We start from the raw sequence: 18,964 nt of genomic DNA, 5'->3' as shown, positions 1-18,964 counted from the left end.
TTAACTCTTTGAACCGATTAACTTTGTCTCCGCTTCCAGGTATTTTTCGGTCGTCTTCCGAATAACTTCCTCGGGCAATGATGGTGCCGGCGGCTTTTTATTCCAGTCCAAGGTTTCTAAATAGTCGCGCACATACTGCTTATCGAAACTGGGCGGGCTAATACCGACTTGGTATTGATCGGCGGGCCAAAAGCGCGACGAGTCGGGCGTTAGCGCTTCATCGATCAAATATAAGACGCCGGCGTCGTCGGTGCCGAATTCGAATTTGGTATCGGCAATAATTATGCCTCTTTCCTTGGCATAATTCGCCGCTTCTTGGTAGAGGGCCAAACTGGCCTCACGCACTTTTTCGGCGAGTTCTGGCCCCATCAATTCAACCGTTTTCGCAAACGTTATATTTTCATCATGATCGCCGACAGCGGCTTTGCTGGACGGGGTATAGATCGGTTCGGGCAATTGCTGTGCCTGCTGTAAACCTTCGGGAAGACGAATGCCGCAAATATGACCGGTTTGTTGATAATCTTTCCAACCCGAGCCAATGATATATCCACGTACAATCGCTTCGACCGGTAGCGGTTTCAATTTTCTGACTACAACCGCCCTTCCTTCCAGCTGGGCGAGCTCTTGCGGATCGGTAAGCACTTCAGGCAAAGAAACGCCGGCTAAATGATTCGGCAAGATGTGTTTCAATTTGCTAAACCAAAAATTCGAAACCGATGTCAAAACCCGCCCTTTTTCCGGAATCGGGTCCGGCAATATCACATCGAAAGCCGATAGGCGATCGGTCGTGACGATCAACATGTGTTTATCGTCTATGTCGTAAATATCACGGACTTTTCCGCGAGCACGCAGCGTCAATTGCGACAAAGATGATTCGTAAAGAACAGCCGGAGCGTTCATAATACCTCGTTCTAAGAAGTTAATATCAAATCGCATACAATAGCATTTATTTTCGAATTACGGGATGTCTGGCAATGAGTTGGTTGGGAAAATTCTTGGGCGGCGCCTTCGGATTTCTATTGGGCGGTCCGCTTGGGGCTATACTAGGGGCATCGGTCGGCCATCATTTCGATTCCGGCTTGGAGGCATTCGATTTCGACGAGAGCTTGAGCCCCGGCGATAAACACCGCATACAAACCGCTTTTTTTACCGCGACTTTTTCGGTAATGGGCCACATCGCCAAAGCGGACGGGCGCGTTTCTCAAGCGGAAATCGATCTGGCTAAACGCGTAATGGACGAAATGGGTTTATCGGCCAACTTGCGCTCGACCGCCATCAAACTGTTTCAACAAGGCAAAAGCAAAGACTTTCCCCTTGACGATGCGCTTCGTCAATTTCGTCACGAGTGCCAGAGACGAACCGACTTAATCCGCATGTTTTTAGAGATTCAACTTCAAGCCGCGATGGCCGACGGCCATTTGGACGAGGCCAAGGATAAGCTGTTGATCAAGATCTGCGGAATACTCGGTTTATCGCGGTTTGATTACGAGCGCATCAAATTGCAAATTCTAGCGCAATATCGGCTCTATGGCAGTCAACATCGACAGCAATATCAATCGATTAAAAAAGAGGATAACTTAGCCACCGCCTATGAGGTCCTCGGCGTTCGCCCCAATGCCAGCGATAGCGATATTAAAAAAGCTTATCGCCGCCTAATCAGCCGACATCATCCGGATAAACTAGTTGCGAAAGGTCTCCCCGAAGAAATGATGACCTTAGCCAAGGAAAAAACGCAAAAAATTACCAAGGCTTATGAAACGATAAGTGAAGCGCGTAAAAGATGATTGAATCAAAAACGAGAATGTTCGTCTTCGTCTTCTTTTAAATGCATATTTTCATTGACTAAAGTCCCTAAATCTTCAGCACCCAGCTTAATCATCAAGCGTACTTCGTTTCTTGAATCAGCAGAGTTCAAGGCATCCTCATAGCTAATTTTTCCGGCGGTATAAAGATCGTAAAGCGCTTGATCGAAGGTCTGCATCCCATGTTCCCGCGAGTTCTTCATTAATTCCTTAAGTTTGTGAACCTCGCCTTTACGAATCAAGTCGGAAACCAAGGGTGTGTTCAACAAAATTTCAACCGCGGGATAGCGCCCTTTGCCATCGGCACGGGCAATCAACTGCTGCGCGACAATGCCTCGCAAGTTCAACGACAAGTCCATAAATAATTGATTATGCATTTCGTCCGGGAAAAAATGCAAAATCCGATCCAATGCCTGATTGGCATTGTTCGCATGCAAGGTCGTTATACACAAATGTCCGGTTTCGGCGAACGTAATCGCATTTTGCATCGTTTCACGGGTTCTAACCTCTCCGATCAGGATGACATCGGGCGCTTGGCGCAAGGTATTCTTAAGCGCGACTTCATAGGACTCGGTATCCATGCCGACTTCACGCTGCGTAACGATACACCCCAAGTGCGGATGCAAAAACTCGAGCGGATCTTCAATGGTAATGATATGACCGCTGCTGTTTTGGTTTCGGTATTTGATCAACGACGCCAGTGAAGTCGACTTACCGGTTCCCGTCCCGCCGACAAACAACACCAGGCCGCGCTTGTTCATGACCAAATCTTTTAAAACCGGCGGCAAATGCAGATCTTCGGCATCAGGAATATGGGTCTCAATACGTCTCAACACCATTCCCGCCGCATCTCGTTGGGTAAACGCACTCACCCGGAATCGGCCGAGCTTAGGAAAGGCAATCGCAAACTGGCATTCTTTGGTATTATCGAATTCGTCTATTTGCCGTTGCGTCATCACGCTCATGACAATCGCTCGTGATTGATCGCTATTTAGTATTGTTTTGGACACTTCGATCAACTTACCGTCGACTTTTATCGTGGGCGGGCGTCCCGCTGTGATAAATAAATCGGAGGCCTTTTGCTGGACCATTAACTCAAGTAATCGCTTAAATTCATCCATATCGCCACCTTTATCTGAACATGTCTTTGTTAACGGCTTTCATCATGGCGACTTTTGAAGCCACTAACCCTTTTTCAACCATCTCTTTCAAATTTTGATCCAAGGTCTGCATGCCTTCCTTGCGCCCGGTTTGTATCGCCGAATACATTTGCGCAACTTTCGCTTCGCGAATCAAATTTCTAATGGCAGCAGTCCCGACCATGATTTCATGCGCCGCGATACGTCCTCCTCCGACTTTTTTCAGCAAGGTTTGCGAAATAACCGCTTGCAACGATTCCGACAACATCGAGCGGATCATGTCTTTTTCAGCCGCCGGAAACACATCGATAATGCGGTCGATCGTTTTCGCGGCCGACGTGGTGTGCAACGTGCCGAAAACCAAGTGACCGGTTTCTGCCGCGGTCAGTGCCAATCGTATCGTTTCCAAGTCGCGCATTTCGCCCACTAGAATAACATCGGGGTCTTCCCGCAATGCGGAACGCAACGCTTCGGTGAACCCTAAAGTATCGCGATGGACTTCGCGTTGGTTGATCAAGCATTTTTGGCTTTCATGTACGAACTCGATCGGGTCCTCAACGGTTAAAATATGTGCATAATCATTGGTGTTGATATGGTTGATCATCGCCGCGAGCGTCGTCGATTTACCCGACCCGGTAGGTCCTGTTACCAGTATCAAACCTCTCGGTTTGCGCGTGACTTCTTCGAAAAACTTTGGCGCATTCAGATCCTCTAAACTCAACACCTTCGAAGGAATCGTTCTAAAAACTGCACCAGCACCGCGTTCCTGATTAAACGCATTGACACGAAACCTTGCAACGCCCGGCAATGCAAAAGAAAAGTCGGTTTCAAGAAATTCTTCATAATCACGGCGCTGTTTATCGTTCATGATGTCGTAAATCAAAGCATGAACTTCTTTATGCTCCAAGGCAGGAATATTGATACGCCGGATATCGCCGTCCACTCGAATCATCGGCGGCAAACCGGCCGATAAATGTAAATCCGATGCATTGTTTTTAACGGAAAAAGTCAATAATTCAGCAATATCCATACGATTCTCAAGCGGCTAATAAAAATAGAAACACTAAATAACCTTAGCCTAAGTCTTTGCTTTTTGAAAGGGCTGCTGTTTAATAGGCGCTTTTTATCATCTAAATTGTGCTTATGTTCGCAATTGCTCAACAAATCGTATCCGTTCGAACTCAAATTAGACAAGCCGAGATCGACTTCGAACGCTTACCGGGAAGTGTTCGCTTACTTGCCGTCAGTAAAACTAAACCTTCTTCGGACATTATCCTCGCCTATCTTTCCGGCCAACGCCATTTCGCGGAAAGCTATGCGCAAGAAGCGCGATCCAAGCAACAAGAGCTCGGGGCTTACAATATCACCTGGCATTTCATCGGCCCGATTCAATCCAATAAAACCAAGCTCATCGCCCGCCATTTTGCCTGGGTTCATAGCGTAGACCGGTTCAAAATTGCCCAGCGGCTTAGTGAACAACGCCCTGCCAATTTACCGGCATTGAATATTTGTTTGCAAGTCAACATCAGCCATGAAAGTAGCAAATCAGGCATTGCACTGAATGATCTTCCGGAATTGATCGACGCAGTTAATGCCCTTCCGAATCTCCGTCTAAGAGGGGTTATGGCGGTACCTGCACCGCAAAGTGACTTTTCTTTGCAACGAGAGCCCTACCGATTGCTCTATAAAGCGGTTTCCGAACTCAGGCATCCTAATCTCGATACGTTTTCATTCGGGATGAGTAACGACTTAAACGCGGCGATTGCCGAAGGATCCACAATGGTCAGAATCGGCACGTCCTTGTTCGGAACCCGGCAATACAGTTAATCCGGCACCACAGATGCATCAACCTAAAAAGAGCAGTTTGAGACTTCACCAGGTCGGTGAAAGTGTTGTAGACCCTTCATGCTTCGACTCGGCTCAGCACGAACGGTCTACAACACATGTCAACTGCTCTTTTTAGGATCAATCTTTTTTCTTAACGATCGCCAACCCCTGATCTTTTAGCTGCTGTGCGGCTTCGAGAATATCTTTGCGGTGCTTGTTAATATATAGCCCGCTACCGATACCCATCGCCATTAACAACACAGGGTGCTTCGCGAGCTTGAGAATAATTTCCGCACCAACCTTAGAGCCGACCGAGAGTATGCCCAACTTGATTAATGGATGCATACTCTTTCCGTCCTGCTCTATGTTGCCAGACCCTCCATTTGACTCCTGTTCGCTCATTGATTTTTCCTATTATTTTGAATTGAAACCTTCACGACGAAGCACATCTTTCGCACATCAAATTTCGCCATCATACATTCCCCACCAACATGGGATAGAGTTAAAAACCGAAAATTGGGCTGCGCAAAAGGTACATTTTCTGTCCTTCGTCTGTACTCGGCAAAATATTAACAAGCCCCCTAAAAATCCCAAAAGAAAAAATTTATTTTTATCATTGACTATCAAGACAACCGGTCGTATTATTTTTGCATGATCGAAATATCGCAAAAACAAATCAACCGAGATAATCTACTCAATCAAGGCGTCAAGCTATTGATGGAGCAGGGGTATCATGGTACCGGACTTAAAGAAATCTTAGATGCCGTTAAAATACCCAAAGGTTCTTTTTACAATTATTTCGGCAGTAAAGAAAATTTCGGCGCGGAAGTCATTCAACACTACATCGAACCATTCATTAAACAACTTGACACCTATTTGGAACATTCGAACGGCGATGCCCTATCTGCGTTAGCGCGCTATTACCGAGAGTTGATTACCGAAACCGAAAAACAAAACTTCAAAGGCGGCTGCCTGCTCGGCAATCTAATGGGTGAAATCGGCGACACCAGCGAAATATGCCAAAAAGCATTGCAATCCGCGGTAACTCGTTATCGCAACATTATACGCTCTGCACTTGCCCAAGCGCAGCAACAAGGAACCGTTCGATCCGATCTAACGGCAGAGGAAATGGCCGATTTATTACTAAACACCTGGCAAGGCGCGTTACTTCGAATGAAAATCGAACAATCCTCGGAACCTTTAAAGCAATGCTGCCGGAGTTTGTTGGAGGGCTATTTCAAAGCCTAATTTTTTCAATCCCTATAAAGACGACCAGTCATTTTTTAATTGGAGAAAAACATGCCTAAATTCATTATCGAACGAGAAATCCCCAATGCAGGATCGTTGACAAGCGAAGACCTTCAAGGCATCGCTCAAAAGTCATGCTCCATTCTTCAGGATATGGGGCCGAAAATCCAATGGATTGAGAGTTATGTAACCGATAATAAAGTCTATTGTGTTTATATCGCACCGGACGAAAAAGCTATTCGTGAACATGCCCAACAAGGATCATTTCCTGCTAATCGTGTCAGTCGAATCAAGACGATTATTGATCCAACTACTGCCGAAACATAAGCGCAATACCGATCTCAGAAATACCCATCAACCAAAGGAGGCAATCAGTCAATTTCACGAAAGCTCAATATTACTCAGATAATTATAAGAGAGTGCATACTATGAAATCACAAAGCAAAAACCGAAATCTTCTTGGCAAACTAACTCAATCAGCCCTGTTTACCGCTTCAACAATCATGATCAGCAGCCTTGGCATTCAGTCTGCTCAAGCCGATGAAACCTGCATGTCGCCTTATATGGCCAAAATCGTCGGACAGGAGGACTTTGTCTATATCTGGACGCTCGGCATGGAAGGTGTCGGTGACGAACAGGACAAACTGGTCACGGTCGATGTAAATCCTAAGTCCAAGAACTACGGCAAAGTCATCAACTCGCTGTCGGTCGGCGGTCGCAATGAGGCACATCATTCCGGTTTTACCGATGATCGACAGTACTTGTGGGCTGGCGGCCTCGATACCAATAAGGTTTTTATTTTCGATGTTCACAGCGACCCGGCTAAACCCAAATTAACGAAGGTCATCAGCGATTTCGTCGCGAAAAGCGGTGGCGTAGTCGGCCCGCATACGACCTATGCCTTGCCCGGTCGCATGCTGATCACCGGTCTGTCGAATAACAAGGATCACGGCGGCAGAACCGCCTTAGTCGAATACACCAACGAAGGAGAATATCTCGCGACTCATTGGCATCCGACCGACAGCGACCTGCGCGGCGCGGTCAAGACTGGAAACTATGCCGACGGTTATGGCTACGACGTGCGCGTGTTGCCTAGACGCAATGCGATGTTCACCTCGTCGTTCACCGGCTGGTCCAATTACATGATGGATTTCGGCAAGATGCTGAACGACCCCGAGGCGATGAAACGCTTCGGCAATACCGTCGTGCAATGGGACCTGCATGCGCGCAAACCGAAAAAAGTCTTCGACGTTCCCGGTGCGCCTCTGGAACTTCGTTGCGCATGGGGGGCCAATAATAATTACTGTTTTACCAGCACAGCACTAACATCGAAAATCTGGTTGATTTACGAAGACCAAGCAGGCGAATGGCAAGCGAAAGCCGTTGCCGATATCGGCGATCCTTCAAAAATCCCGTTGCCGGTCGACATCTCTATTTCGAGCGACGACAAAACATTATGGGTCAATACCTTTATGGACGGGAAGACTCGAGGTTTCGACATTAGCGATCCGTTCAACCCGAAACAAGTTTACGAACAAAAAATCGGCGCCCAAGTCAATATGGTGTCGTCAAGCTGGGACGGCAAACGTCTCTATTATACGTCTTCTCTATTGGCCAACTGGGATAAAAAAGGCGACGATAACGAGCAATTCTTCAAGCTTTATCACTGGGATGGAAAGCAACTAAAAGAACAGTTCGCGATCGATTTCATCAAGGAAAAGTTAGGCCGTGCGCATCAAATGCGGTTCGGTGCATATTCTCTTTATAGCAGCAACAGCCAGCAGCCCAACCTGCTCACGAAATATCAATAACCTCAATGAGCGGCTTCGGCCGCTTTTTCTATTGACAGCGGCTTCCGCCGCCCTCTGTTCCCATCGATTCGCCGGAGCGACGCCATGAAACATTTGTTTACCATCGTCATTTTGCTGTCGAGCGTAGCGGTCTTTTCGGTCAAGGCCGGCAACGAAACGCTTGCGCCAGGTTATGGCGCGCTGCAATACGAACTCCCGGCCGTCGGCAGCTATCTGTTACCGGCGCTCGGAAAAGCCGCAGACGGTACAATTCTCGACGAACAAGGCCAAACTATTACCTTGCATCAACTGATGGGCGATAAGATCGTGCTACTCAGTTTTATTTATTCGACGTGCAGCGACGTCAACGGCTGCCCTTTAGCAACCGGTGTATTTCATAAGATCAAAAACCGCCTTAAAAAAGAACCCGAATTGAGCCGACAACTGCGTTTATTGACGTTAAGCTTTAACCCGGAACAAGACACGCCAGACAAAATGAAACAGTATGGCGAGCACCTGCAGGATGAAAATATCGAGTGGCGCTTTCTAACGACGACTTCGGAAACCGAGCTGCGACCCATTCTCGATAATTACCGGCAAAGCATCCAGAAAATCTACGACGAAAACGGACGTTTCACCGGCACTTTTTCGCATATTTTGCGCGTCTATTTGATCGACCGAAACAAAAAAATCCGCAACATCTACAGCGTTTCGTTCTTGCATACGGACACTTTGATCAATGATGTGAAGACCTTACTGCAACCGGTAGTCGTCGCCAATGGCAAAACGTCGGAACAAGTCGCCAAACGTTTTCGACCCGGCGATGATAAATCGAATTACGAAAGCAGCGACTATGCGACTCGTAGCATTGCTTTGGACGACCGAACCGGTCAAACGACTGACTTGATGAAAACAGTCTACCACCCACCGAAAGGACTGCCTCCCGTGCCGGTTCCGGCGAACAATCCTGTGACGACGGAGAAAGTGCAATTGGGCCGGAAACTGTTTTACGACCGCCGCTTGTCGCTGAATAATACCTTTTCATGCGCCATGTGTCATATTCCCGAACAAGGCTTTACCAGTAACGAGATGAAAACTGCGGTCGGCGTCGAAGGCCGGACCGTCAAGCGCAACAGTCCGACACTTTACAATGTCGCTTATTACACCAAATTGTTTCACGATGGACGCGAAAATAGTCTCGAACACCAGGTTTGGGGTCCTCTATTGGCGCACAATGAAATGGCCAACCCGTCGATCGGTAGCGTCATCGAAAAATTGCATAACGATAGCGAATACAATGCTCTTTTCAAAAAGGCTTTCGGCAAAGGGCCGACAATCGAAACAATCGGCATGGCGATCGCAAGTTACGAGCGCACCCTTAACTCGGGCAATTCGGCATTCGACCGTTGGTATTACAGCAACGACAAACGAGCCTTGAATATTTCCGCACAACGCGGTTTCAAGCTATTTTCCGGCAAGGCGCAATGCTCGTCTTGTCACAGCATCAGTAAGAAGCATGCGCTGTTCACCGACAATGCGTTTCATAACACCGGCATCGGTTATCGCGAAGCAATGCGCAGTACTGCTAAGACACAACGAGTCCAGGTCGCTCCCGGCGTCTTTGTCGATATCGATTCGCAATTAATCGATTCGGTTTCGGAAACCAAGAGCAACGATCTCGGCCGCTATGAAGTTACCCAGAATCCTGACGACCGTTGGCATTATAGAACCCCATCATTGCGTAATGTTGCGCTGACCGCACCATACATGCACAACGGTTCGATTTCGACACTAAAGGAAGTCGTCGACTTCTATAACCAGGGCGGCATTAGCAATGAAAACTTAGACCCGCTGATCAATCCTTTGAATTTAAACAATGCTGAAATAGACGATTTGACTGCTTTTCTGGAGTCTTTGACCGGTGACAATATCGATGAATTGGTTGCCGATGCATTTGCGGCTCCAGTCGGCGATCATCAAGAAAACTGATCACATGCGCGATACTTTTACAGTATCGCCAATAACGATGAAATCATTTGAAAATAAATGTCCAACAATGCGGCTAACGCATTTTGATATACGGCTTCTAAGGTTTCAGTCGGTTGTTCAAGCATTAAATCGAATAAGTCCAGAATCGCTGAATAAACGCTCACAAAATAGACTTCCGCGACGTCAATTGCTTGATTCGTATAATTCGTCACCGGTTCGACCATTGCCGCAACCGTTGCTTGAGGATGATCGTAAAACGCTTGCCAATGTTCGCCGGCTTGCCGACCCAATTGCGTCGCTGCGACTATTGTTTGTTCATACATAGACTCGACTTTCGGAAAATAAACCTCATTAACCTGAGCATACATCTGCGTCCCGTAATCAATGGCTTGAGCATACCACTGCGAGCCAGTCTCGACCGGATGCGCATAAAATTGTTTCGCGGAAACCGCTACTTCAGCGTGCCAATCGAGCAAAACTGTTTTGATTTGTCGATACAGCTCGTTTAATTGCAGGCTCAAACTACTATAAAGCTCTCGCGTCGGCAAAAACACTTTGTGTTCGAGATCTAGCGGTTTGAGATCGAAAAAATCGGGGTTTTTGAAAATTGACATAACTTACCTTTTTTGAAACCGGGATGTCGAAAAAAAGATGCGGCCGGGAGGCCGCATTAAAGAGGAAGGATTCAACTCTAGTCTCGTGAAGAGTGCATACAAGAGTCGGATAAAGTGTATCCACTAAAGGCGATCAGGAAAATGTGGCATTTTGCCGCGCGACAATTGGCCGCTAACTTTGGCATTTAATTTGCCATGTATTATTAGTTTGGGCTTCAGATAAGCCCTTTCTAAACTTCATCGTATATCAAAATTCGGCGCCGGGGTGTCCGTCAAAGGACGCCGTGAACCCAGCACCTAAATTATCCAAGATAGTTAACCATAGCCAATGGGCTATGGAATTTAGGTGCTGGGTGAATACGTCCCTGTAGGCTCTATGCCAGCTCCATGCTAGGCAAAGCCTTTGTCGAACACCCCGACGCCTCCTCGGACATTGCTGAAATTTGAAGTGCGAAAGGTATATACAAACAAAACCGCATGATCAGTCGCGTTCAGCTACTAAAGATTTGGTTACATACCCATCGGAATTGCTGTAATAACTATGTTATTTAACTAAATTAGGTGAAATGACCGATTATCCACAGACACGCTTTGACATCGACTAACGCGTTTACTATTTCGACTTAACCCGTTAAGGCGCCGGAAGGTTTGTTACTACTCTCTTTTGATTGAAAAACCGTCTAAGAATAAAAGGTATGGGATGTGTCTATCGAGGAACGCCGTGAACCCAGCACCTAAATTATCCCAGATAGTTAATCATAGCTAATGGCTCATGGAATTTAGGTGCTGGGTAAACCCACCCATGGGGGCTTGACGGCAGCGATCGAACGCCAAGGATGGCGTGAATGCAGATTTTGCGTGGAGCAAAAATCTGCCCTGCTGCCGACATCCTCGCTAGCCACACCCCATACCTTCATAAAGTTAGGAACGAACATGAAATAACGTCGACGACTTTGGAAGGGGGTTCGGTGGCTCGATTGACAGGTGTCGGCGGCAGGGAAAGCCGCCGTCAAGCCTACAGGGACGTATTCACGGCGTCCTGTCAAGCGAGTCACCGAACCGCCGCAAAGCCTACTACTTATAGAAGTTTTTTGTGCATATTCCTTAGCTAATTTTTGAGTATAAAGGGAGTAAGACTGTTTTTACGACGCCCTCTGTCTCGCCCCGAAATCAGACTAGCAAAGAATTAAGCCAAGCAGTCATTTCAATAATCGCTTTCCTAATTAAGTCAGAAAAGCTATTGACCGCACCCAATGCATTGGCCGATATATTGACCTGTTCAAATTGAAACGCTTTTCGAGCTATTGGTGCATTTTCGTTCACCTTATACACTTCAACTTCAAAAGCAACGACCGAACGCGCTTGCTGTGGAGTATCGAAACGTTGTTCAAAATCCAATAAACGCACTTTTACAGTTAACGGCTCGCTTACTGGAATTGCTGCGAAGTGCTTGGCCAATAAAGCGGCCGGTTGCGCAATCCATCGGTCTAGGTTATAAAATTTTACAATGGTGGGGGTTAAATAAAGCTGTCTGTAGTGAATTCTCGTATCCCTTAACCACTCCGGAGCTGTTACTTCGACATGTAATGGTGCCTGCTCGGCATTACGCTGAACAATAAGCCCAAGGTCGTGCAAAGACGCTCCCTCAGGCCTAGTTTTATAGCCGCAGCCACTTATCTGCATCAGCATGATTAAACACAAACTCGTCAGTGATACATTCACTTTGGCTCCTCATATCCCGGTTCGCCCGGAGCAGGCTCGGTTTTAACCGGCCCTAATATTAATGCTTGAGGATTAGCTTCTAGCATATTAGCAACTCGTTTTAATTGATCCATTGTGGACTGTAATTCATTCATTGTTTGATGTACTTTTGGTAAAGTTGTCCCTGTCAGCACATCGCCAACATTTGCTCCCGATGTTACCAATGCATCTCCTCGGTCACCAAGTATTTTTACGCTATTTGCCGCCGCTTTTAAATCAACCGTCAAATCACCGATTTGACCGAGCGTAGTCTCCGTACTATCTATTAAATTCGGCATTTTTTCCAATACCTTACCCAGCTGATCCTCAAGTTTTGGCATTTTCGCAGTGACGACATTTAGATTACGCAAAATTTCACGTCCATGCTCTTCATTTTCATCGCTCAACACACGGTCTAGGCGTATCATCAATTGTTCGGCTTTCATTAATATTTCTTCACCTGAACTCAATAAACGATCCGTCAACGATGGCAACAACGGAATTCTTTGCTCCGGCCTATCACCAGGTAACAACCATTCATCGCTGTCTCCCGTATCTTGTAAATCGATTTGCGTTAACCCTGTCACCCCTTTTAAACGTAATGTCGCAAAAACCCCCCGTGTAAATCGTATATTGTTATCCACCTCAATTTCGACCAAAATCGTCAGTGGATCGCTCGGATCGAAATTTACCGTCAAAACCTTACCGACCGCAATCCCCCGGTAATACACGGTAGATTCGGGATTTAAACCGGTTACTGAGTCTCTAGTCGAGATAACATAAAGATCACGTGCTTTTTCAAAGCTACCGATCCAATACACTATGCCGACTAGTCCTATTATCAGTGTTAGTAAAAAAAGACCGGTAGCTAAAGCGTGCGTATCTCTACCCAAAACAATGCTCTCTATTCATAAAAACTTTCTCAGCGTGCTTATTATGAAAAAATTGTCTCGCAAAAGTATGGCTGCACTTTAGCGCGACTTCCAACGGACCGTATGCAATTAATTTTTTTTCCGCCAGCACAGCCACTTTTGAACACAAATCATTCAAAACGTTTAAATCATGGGTGACCATAACAACCGTAAAGCCCAAGTCATGATGAAGCTCGCACAATAGATCTACAAATCCTTGACTGGCAATGGGGTCAAGACCGGATGTCGGCTCATCAAGAAATAATAACGCGGGCTCTAAAATCAAGGCCCTGGCAAGAGCCACTCTTTTGATCATACCCCCAGAAAGCTCCGCTGGCATGAGCATCTCGTCCTTCGCAGATAAGCCAACCATCGCTAATTTTAAAGCAACCAAATGAGATATCCATTCGAAATCCTTGACACCAATTTCCCGCAACGGAAACGCAATATTATCGAAAACATTTAACGAACTAAATAAAGCACCTTTTTGAAACAATACACCACACTGACTTAACATCTGCCCTGAAATATTCCCGGACTCATAATCTAAGGTCTGCCCCATTACCATAACACGTCCTTTGGTCGGCGCCTGCAATCCGATCATTTCACGCATCAATGTCGTTTTTCCGCTTCCGGATGCCCCGACCAGGCCGAGAATTTCCGTTTTTGACAAACTGAAACTAATATTTTCATGAATTACGTTGTCGCCAAATTGGGTCCAAATGTTTTCCATGTGGATTGCATTGACATCATTCATGGCATTCCCGTTCCCATAAATAAAATTGCAAATATCGCATCCACCATGATCACTACAGTAATTGAAGCGACAACGGAATTGGTCGTTTCATTCCCCAAACTTTCCGAATTGGGTTTAATATGAAATCCATAGTGACAGGCTATCAATCCTATTAACATTCCGAATACTGCGGCCTTGCCCACTCCAATAAATACATTAACCAAAGGTACGGAATCAGGCAGTCTCTGCACAAACTGTTGCATACTTATATCGAGCGTGTGCCAAGCCGACACCATACCACCTAACAGAGCGGCCGCATTTGTCCATACCGTCAATAACGGTAACGTTACTGTTAACGCCACTACTATCGGAAAAATGATTCGTAGCGAATGCGAAATTCCCATCGAGGACAATGCATCTAACTCTTCTGCAACGCGCATGATTCCTATTTGGGCGGTTAATGCAGACCCTGATCGGCCTGCCACTAAAATAGCCGCTAACAAAGGCCCCAACTCTCGAATAACACTCATCCCCAAAATATTGATAATGTAGATTTCCGCACCGAAGGCTTGCAACTGAAGTGCCGACAAATAACTAAGAACAATACCAATCAAAAAGCCAACTAACGCTGTGATGCCAAGTGCCTTTACACCGGAACTATATATCGTCATTGATATCTCCGGCCAAGGTATTTTGTTCGGTGATCTTAATAGATATACTGTGTCGAGCAATAATTGACCAAGTAAAATAATGCCATTAAAAACATGCCTATAGAAAGCCAAAATGACTTTATTTCCATCATTGAAAATTTGTGCCAAACTTTTCTGTGTTTCCTCCGGCCGTGCATAGTTAAAGGTTTTCCATCGATCGAATAAGCGCTTATGCTCCGGCCTCATTTCTACTTGATTTGGAAATTCCTCTCCCCAAGCTTGCCATATCAGCCAAGCCCCTGCAGTATCGAGCGCCTCAACCTCATCAAGGCGCCATATGCAATCCGAATTATATTGCAGTGCTTTAAGCTCTCGAGTAATAGAAGAGCTTCCGTTGATTGCTAATAAGTTCCATGAACCTTTGAGATTAATAGAGGATAAATTATTTTTCTGCTCTATTTGCAACACCGGTTTAGCAATAAGCTTATTATTTAACGAGGCCATCAACGTATTTTTCCATTGTTACAAGTAAATACAATTATTCGACCATTCTATAGTAATTTGGTTTTCTCCCATGAATCAATTAGCTTTATTGACTAGCCCATCCAATTACAAACCTGACTGTGAGGGTACGCTGCGCGTACCTAATGGATGCCTTCACTTTTGCAAAACCTTAAGGCAAAAAAAAGCCCGTGTTGAGTGATCAACACGGGCTTTTGGGATAAGAGCCTGGCAATTCCCTACTTTCACATGGCAAACTGCCACACTATCATCGGCGCTAAGCGGTTTCACTTCCGAGTTCGGGATGGGATCGGGTGGGACACGCTCGCTATGGTCACCAGGCAAACCGGTTACAGTAGGTTCAAAGTTAAGCCGTAAGGTTAACGATGGTATTCGTCAATGCTCATTCGGCTGTGTGCTTTGCGCCTACTCAAAACTCTTTACTAACAGGTGCTTTCGCTTGTTATTTCGGTCTTTAATCACAGTCGCTTAGCCTTTAGCCTTGCGCCTTTAACCTTAACCTTTTGCCTTTCACCTGTTTTTTTGGAAATCTGTACACGTTTTTCGTTCTCTCGCTTTAGCGATTGTCGGCTGTTGGATAACACCTTGGTTTTCAAACCGATTGGGTGTTATATGGTCAAGCCTCACGGGCAATTAGTATCAGTTAGCTTCATACATTACTGCACTTCCACACCTGACCTATCAACCTGATCGTCTCTCAGGGCCCTTCAGGGGACTCACGGTCCCAGTGAGATCTCATCTTGGGAGAGGCTTCCCGCTTAGATGCTTTCAGCGGTTATCCCGTCCGAACATAGCTACCCGGCAATGCCATTGGCATGACAACCGGAACACCAGAGGTTCGTCCACTCCGGTCCTCTCGTACTAGGAGCAGCTTCCCTCAAATCTCAAACGCCCACGGCAGATAGGGACCGAACTGTCTCACGACGTTCTGAACCCAGCTCGCGTACCACTTTAAATGGCGAACAGCCATACCCTTAGGACCTGCTTCAGCCCTAGGATGTGATGAGCCGACATCGAGGTGCCAAACACCGCCGTCGATATGAACTCTTGGGCGGTATCAGCCTGTTATCCCCGGAGTACCTTTTATCCGTTGAGCGATGGCCCTTCCATTCAGAACCACCGGATCACTAAGACCTACTTTCGTACCTGCTCGACTTGTCCGTCTCGCAGTCAAGCGTGCTTTTGCCTTTACACTCATCGCATGATTTCCGACCATGCTGAGCACACCTTCGTGCTCCTCCGTTACTCTTTGGGAGGAGACCGCCCCAGTCAAACTACCCACCAGACACTGTCCCCAATCCCGATAAGGGACCTAGGTTAGAACTTCAAACATACCAGGGTGGTATTTCAAGGTCGGCTCCACACCAACTGGCGTTGATGCTTCACAGCCTCCCACCTATCCTACACAAATAGGTTCAAAGTCCAGTGTCAAGCTATAGTAAAGGTTCACGGGGTCTTTCCGTCTAGCCGCGGGTACACTGCATCTTCACAGCGATTTCAATTTCACTGAGTCTCGGGTGGAGACAGTGTGGCCATCGTTACGCCATTCGTGCAGGTCGGAACTTACCCGACAAGGAATTTCGCTACCTTAGGACCGTTATAGTTACGGCCGCCGTTTACCGGGGCTTCGATCAAGAGCTTCTCCGAAGATAACCCCATCAATTAACCTTCCGGCACCGGGCAGGCGTCACACCCTATACGTCCTCTTTCGAGTTTGCAGAGTGCTATGTTTTTGCTAAACAGTCGCAGCCACCAGTTTAATGCTACCCTCTTCAGCTCCATCCGCAAGGGACTTCACCTACCAAGGGCGTACCTTCTCCCGAAGTTACGGTACCATTTTGCCTAGTTCCTTCACCCGAGTTCTCTCAAGCGCCTTAGAATTCTCATCCCACCCACCTGTGTCGGTTTAGGGTACGGCCGCAGATAACCTGATGCTTAGAGGTTTTTCTTGGAAGCAGGGCATCAATCACTTCGTCTCCCCTAGGGGATACTCGTCATCACGTCTCAGAATTATGGAACCGGATTTGCCTAATTCCACTCCCTACTCGCTTAAACTGCCTATTCCAACAGACAGCTGACCTAGCCTTCTCCGTCACCCCATCGCAGTTACCTCCGGTACAGGAATATTAACCTGTTTTCCATCGACTACGCCTTTCGGCCTCGCCTTAGGTGCCGACTAACCCTGCGTCGATTAGCGTTGCGCAGGAAACCTTGGGTTTTCGGCGTGGGGGTTTTTCACCCCCATTATCGTTACTCATGTCAGCATTCGCACTTCTGATACCTCCAGCCGACTTCTCAATCGACCTTCGCAGGCGTACAGAACGCTCCTCTACCACCATACTCTAAAGTATGATCCGTAGCTTCGGTACTATGCTTAGCCCCGGTGAATCTTCCGCGCAAGCCGACTCGACCAGTGAGCTATTACGCTTTCTTTAAGGATGGCTGCTTCTAAGCCAACCTCCTGGCTGTCTGGGCCTTCTCACATCGTTTCCCACTGAGCATAGATTTGGGGACCTTAGCTGACGGTCTGGGCTGTTTCCCTTTTCACGACGGACCTTATCACCCGCCGTGTGTCTCCCGTGCTCGCACTTGTTGGTATTCGGAGTTTGCATCGGGTTGGTAAGTCGAGATGACCCCCTAGCCGAAACAGTGCTCTACCCCCAACAGTGATACACGAGGCGCTACCTAAATAGCTTTCGAGGAGAACCAGCTATCTCCGGGCTTGATTAGCCTTTCACTCCGATCCACAACTCATCCGAATCCTTTTCAACGGATCCCGGTTCGGTCCTCCAGTTGGTATTACCCAACCTTCAACCTGGTCATGGATAGATCGCCCGGTTTCGGGTCTAATCCCAGCGACTATGACGCCCTATTCAGACTCGCTTTCGCTACGCCTCCCCTATTCGGTTAAGCTTGCCACTGAGATTAAGTCGCTGACCCATTATACAAAAGGTACGCAGTCATCCCGCCCCTAAATTACTCTAAGGTGGGTTTGATTCGGTCCATTAATTTACGCTTTGCACTGCCGTGATGCTTGATACGATATTCTCGCTGTCTCGCTCCACTTAATGTTAAAAACGCTTCGTAATAAACCACTCGCCACTGATTGCTTTTAGTTGCTATATTTTTACCTGCATTATGCGAGCTGATTCGCTCTTTCAGGTTACTCGTACAGCCAAAGTAAAACTTTTCTTTATCTTCAATTGCTTGTAAGACATAAAAGTAATGCATTTTTTTCCTAAAGTAATTTAGGGGCGGGACTCCTACTGCTTGTACGCATACGGTTTCAGGTTCTATTTCACTCCGATCTCCTCGGTTCTTTTCGCCTTTCCCTCACGGTACTGGTTCACTATCGGTCGATAAGGAGTATTTAGCCTTGGAGGATGGTCCCCCCATGTTCAGACAAGGTTTCACGTGCCCCGTCCTACTCGTTTTCATCCAGCTCCAGTTTTCATGTACTGGGCTATCACCATCTATGGCTGCTCTTTCCAGGGCATTCCACTAACTGGGGCTGGACTTAAGGGCTGGTCCCCGTTCGCTCGCCGCTACTAAGGGAATCTCGGTTGATTTCTTTTCCTCCGGGTACTTAGATGTTTCAGTTCCCCGGGTTCGCCTCCTTAAGCTATGTATTCACTTAAGGATAATCAGGTTGTCCTGACTGGGTTGCCCCATTCGGAAATCCGCGGATCAAAGTTAGTTTGCAAACTCCCCGCGGCTTATCGCATGCTACTACGTCCTTCGTCGCCTCTTATCGCCTAGGCATCCACCGTATGCGCTTATTCACTTGACCATATAACCCCAATCAGTCTGACCGCTCTCGCACTCCCTTTCGGTAGCGTGGTTTCGGTTCAGGTCTGTGGCGTTATCTGTCAGCTGACATTTTCGCTTTCTGCTTGAGAACTCATTCACGTCGCTTTCGGTTGGTCTTGGCTTTGCCGCTGTCTTCGCCTTGCGGCGCGGACAGTAACAAGCTTTGCTTTACCGTCTGCTTCGGTG

The 18,964-nt window shown here is 47.0% G+C and carries 15 protein-coding genes and 2 rRNA genes; 6 read left to right on the top strand and 11 right to left on the bottom strand.

All coding sequences use genetic code 11. The features are described from left to right. On the bottom strand, window positions 1-900 hold the full coding sequence (locus MEALZ_RS00670; RefSeq protein ID WP_014146647.1) for a phosphoribosylaminoimidazolesuccinocarboxamide synthase: 900 nt from the start codon (window positions 898-900) through the stop codon (window positions 1-3). Window positions 901-974: 74 nt separating this feature from the next. Here MEALZ_RS00670 and djlA point away from each other — a divergent pair, with 74 nt between their 5' ends. Then, a complete protein-coding gene (gene djlA, locus MEALZ_RS00665; RefSeq protein WP_014146646.1) occupies window positions 975-1,784 on the top strand; it encodes a co-chaperone DjlA in 810 nt (269 codons plus the stop codon). A gap of 5 nt (window positions 1,785-1,789) precedes the next feature. Here the strand turns inward: djlA and MEALZ_RS00660 are convergent, their stop codons facing one another. Together MEALZ_RS00660 and MEALZ_RS00655 are read right to left on the bottom strand one after the other, a co-directional pair. Then, window positions 1,790-2,923 (bottom strand): PilT/PilU family type 4a pilus ATPase, encoded by a 1,134-nt coding sequence (locus MEALZ_RS00660; RefSeq protein WP_014146645.1) that lies wholly within the window; start codon window positions 2,921-2,923, stop codon window positions 1,790-1,792. Window positions 2,924-2,933: 10 nt separating this feature from the next. Beyond that, window positions 2,934-3,971, bottom strand: coding sequence for a type IV pilus twitching motility protein PilT (locus tag MEALZ_RS00655; protein ID WP_014146644.1), 1,038 nt, complete (start codon window positions 3,969-3,971; stop codon window positions 2,934-2,936). Window positions 3,972-4,084: 113 nt separating this feature from the next. Between MEALZ_RS00655 and MEALZ_RS00650 the strand changes: the two genes are divergently transcribed. Next, on the top strand, window positions 4,085-4,768 hold the full coding sequence (locus tag MEALZ_RS00650) for a YggS family pyridoxal phosphate-dependent enzyme (protein WP_014146643.1): 684 nt from the start codon (window positions 4,085-4,087) through the stop codon (window positions 4,766-4,768). A 138-nt stretch (window positions 4,769-4,906) separates the two neighbouring features. Here the strand turns inward: MEALZ_RS00650 and MEALZ_RS00645 are convergent, their stop codons facing one another. Further along, entirely contained in the window at window positions 4,907-5,170 is a 264-nt protein-coding gene (locus MEALZ_RS00645) for a hypothetical protein (RefSeq protein WP_014146642.1), read from the bottom strand. Between the two features lie 249 nt (window positions 5,171-5,419). Here MEALZ_RS00645 and MEALZ_RS00640 point away from each other — a divergent pair, with 249 nt between their 5' ends. From MEALZ_RS00640 to MEALZ_RS00625, 4 genes are all read left to right on the top strand, one after another. Then, window positions 5,420-6,016 (top strand): TetR/AcrR family transcriptional regulator, encoded by a 597-nt coding sequence (locus tag MEALZ_RS00640; RefSeq protein WP_014146641.1) that lies wholly within the window; start codon window positions 5,420-5,422, stop codon window positions 6,014-6,016. A gap of 51 nt (window positions 6,017-6,067) precedes the next feature. Then, window positions 6,068-6,343 (top strand): DUF4242 domain-containing protein, encoded by a 276-nt coding sequence (locus tag MEALZ_RS00635; protein ID WP_014146640.1) that lies wholly within the window; start codon window positions 6,068-6,070, stop codon window positions 6,341-6,343. A gap of 101 nt (window positions 6,344-6,444) precedes the next feature. Further along, window positions 6,445-7,827, top strand: a complete 1,383-nt coding sequence (gene mtoX, locus MEALZ_RS00630) for a methanethiol oxidase (RefSeq protein WP_014146639.1) — start codon at window positions 6,445-6,447, stop codon at window positions 7,825-7,827. An 84-nt stretch (window positions 7,828-7,911) separates the two neighbouring features. Further along, window positions 7,912-9,795, top strand: coding sequence for a cytochrome c peroxidase (locus MEALZ_RS00625; RefSeq protein ID WP_014146638.1), 1,884 nt, complete (start codon window positions 7,912-7,914; stop codon window positions 9,793-9,795). A gap of 17 nt (window positions 9,796-9,812) precedes the next feature. Here MEALZ_RS00625 and MEALZ_RS00620 read toward each other — a convergent pair whose 3' ends face one another. From MEALZ_RS00620 to MEALZ_RS00590, 7 genes are all read right to left on the bottom strand, one after another. Beyond that, window positions 9,813-10,409: a hypothetical protein gene (locus tag MEALZ_RS00620; protein WP_014146637.1), complete on the bottom strand. Its 597-nt coding sequence runs from the start codon at window positions 10,407-10,409 to the stop codon at window positions 9,813-9,815. A gap of 1,170 nt (window positions 10,410-11,579) precedes the next feature. Then, window positions 11,580-12,131: a hypothetical protein gene (locus MEALZ_RS00615; protein ID WP_014146636.1), complete on the bottom strand. Its 552-nt coding sequence runs from the start codon at window positions 12,129-12,131 to the stop codon at window positions 11,580-11,582. Next, a complete protein-coding gene (locus tag MEALZ_RS00610) occupies window positions 12,128-13,042 on the bottom strand; it encodes an MlaD family protein (RefSeq protein ID WP_014146635.1) in 915 nt (304 codons plus the stop codon). The genes MEALZ_RS00615 and MEALZ_RS00610 overlap by 4 nt, the downstream gene beginning before the upstream one ends. Further along, window positions 13,035-13,817: an ABC transporter ATP-binding protein gene (locus MEALZ_RS00605; RefSeq protein ID WP_014146634.1), complete on the bottom strand. Its 783-nt coding sequence runs from the start codon at window positions 13,815-13,817 to the stop codon at window positions 13,035-13,037. Before MEALZ_RS00605 ends, MEALZ_RS00610 begins: the two co-directional genes overlap by 8 nt. Beyond that, entirely contained in the window at window positions 13,814-14,950 is a 1,137-nt protein-coding gene (locus tag MEALZ_RS00600) for an MlaE family ABC transporter permease (protein WP_046060915.1), read from the bottom strand. Before MEALZ_RS00600 ends, MEALZ_RS00605 begins: the two co-directional genes overlap by 4 nt. A gap of 223 nt (window positions 14,951-15,173) precedes the next feature. After that, a 5S ribosomal RNA gene (rrf, locus tag MEALZ_RS00595) occupies window positions 15,174-15,289 on the bottom strand. Between the two features lie 291 nt (window positions 15,290-15,580). After that, a 23S ribosomal RNA gene (locus MEALZ_RS00590) occupies window positions 15,581-18,758 on the bottom strand. Window positions 18,759-18,964 lie beyond the last annotated feature (206 nt).

The sequence above is a fragment of the Methylotuvimicrobium alcaliphilum 20Z genome (assembly GCF_000968535.2).
In the GTDB taxonomy this organism is placed as follows: domain Bacteria; phylum Pseudomonadota; class Gammaproteobacteria; order Methylococcales; family Methylomonadaceae; genus Methylotuvimicrobium; species Methylotuvimicrobium alcaliphilum.
This window is presented reverse-complemented; position numbering and strand designations above follow the sequence as displayed.

Coding starts and splice junctions, on each gene's coding strand:
- MEALZ_RS00670 (WP_014146647.1), bottom strand. CDS start 900: ATGAACGCTCCGGCTGTTCTTTACGAATCATCTTTGTCGCAATTGACG.
- djlA (WP_014146646.1), top strand. CDS start 975: ATGAGTTGGTTGGGAAAATTCTTGGGCGGCGCCTTCGGATTTCTATTG.
- MEALZ_RS00660 (WP_014146645.1), bottom strand. CDS start 2,923: ATGGATGAATTTAAGCGATTACTTGAGTTAATGGTCCAGCAAAAGGCC.
- MEALZ_RS00655 (WP_014146644.1), bottom strand. CDS start 3,971: ATGGATATTGCTGAATTATTGACTTTTTCCGTTAAAAACAATGCATCG.
- MEALZ_RS00650 (WP_014146643.1), top strand. CDS start 4,085: ATGTTCGCAATTGCTCAACAAATCGTATCCGTTCGAACTCAAATTAGA.
- MEALZ_RS00645 (WP_014146642.1), bottom strand. CDS start 5,170: ATGAGCGAACAGGAGTCAAATGGAGGGTCTGGCAACATAGAGCAGGAC.
- MEALZ_RS00640 (WP_014146641.1), top strand. CDS start 5,420: ATGATCGAAATATCGCAAAAACAAATCAACCGAGATAATCTACTCAAT.
- MEALZ_RS00635 (WP_014146640.1), top strand. CDS start 6,068: ATGCCTAAATTCATTATCGAACGAGAAATCCCCAATGCAGGATCGTTG.
- mtoX (WP_014146639.1), top strand. CDS start 6,445: ATGAAATCACAAAGCAAAAACCGAAATCTTCTTGGCAAACTAACTCAA.
- MEALZ_RS00625 (WP_014146638.1), top strand. CDS start 7,912: ATGAAACATTTGTTTACCATCGTCATTTTGCTGTCGAGCGTAGCGGTC.
- MEALZ_RS00620 (WP_014146637.1), bottom strand. CDS start 10,409: ATGTCAATTTTCAAAAACCCCGATTTTTTCGATCTCAAACCGCTAGAT.
- MEALZ_RS00605 (WP_014146634.1), bottom strand. CDS start 13,817: ATGAATGATGTCAATGCAATCCACATGGAAAACATTTGGACCCAATTT.
- MEALZ_RS00600 (WP_046060915.1), bottom strand. CDS start 14,950: ATGGCCTCGTTAAATAATAAGCTTATTGCTAAACCGGTGTTGCAAATA.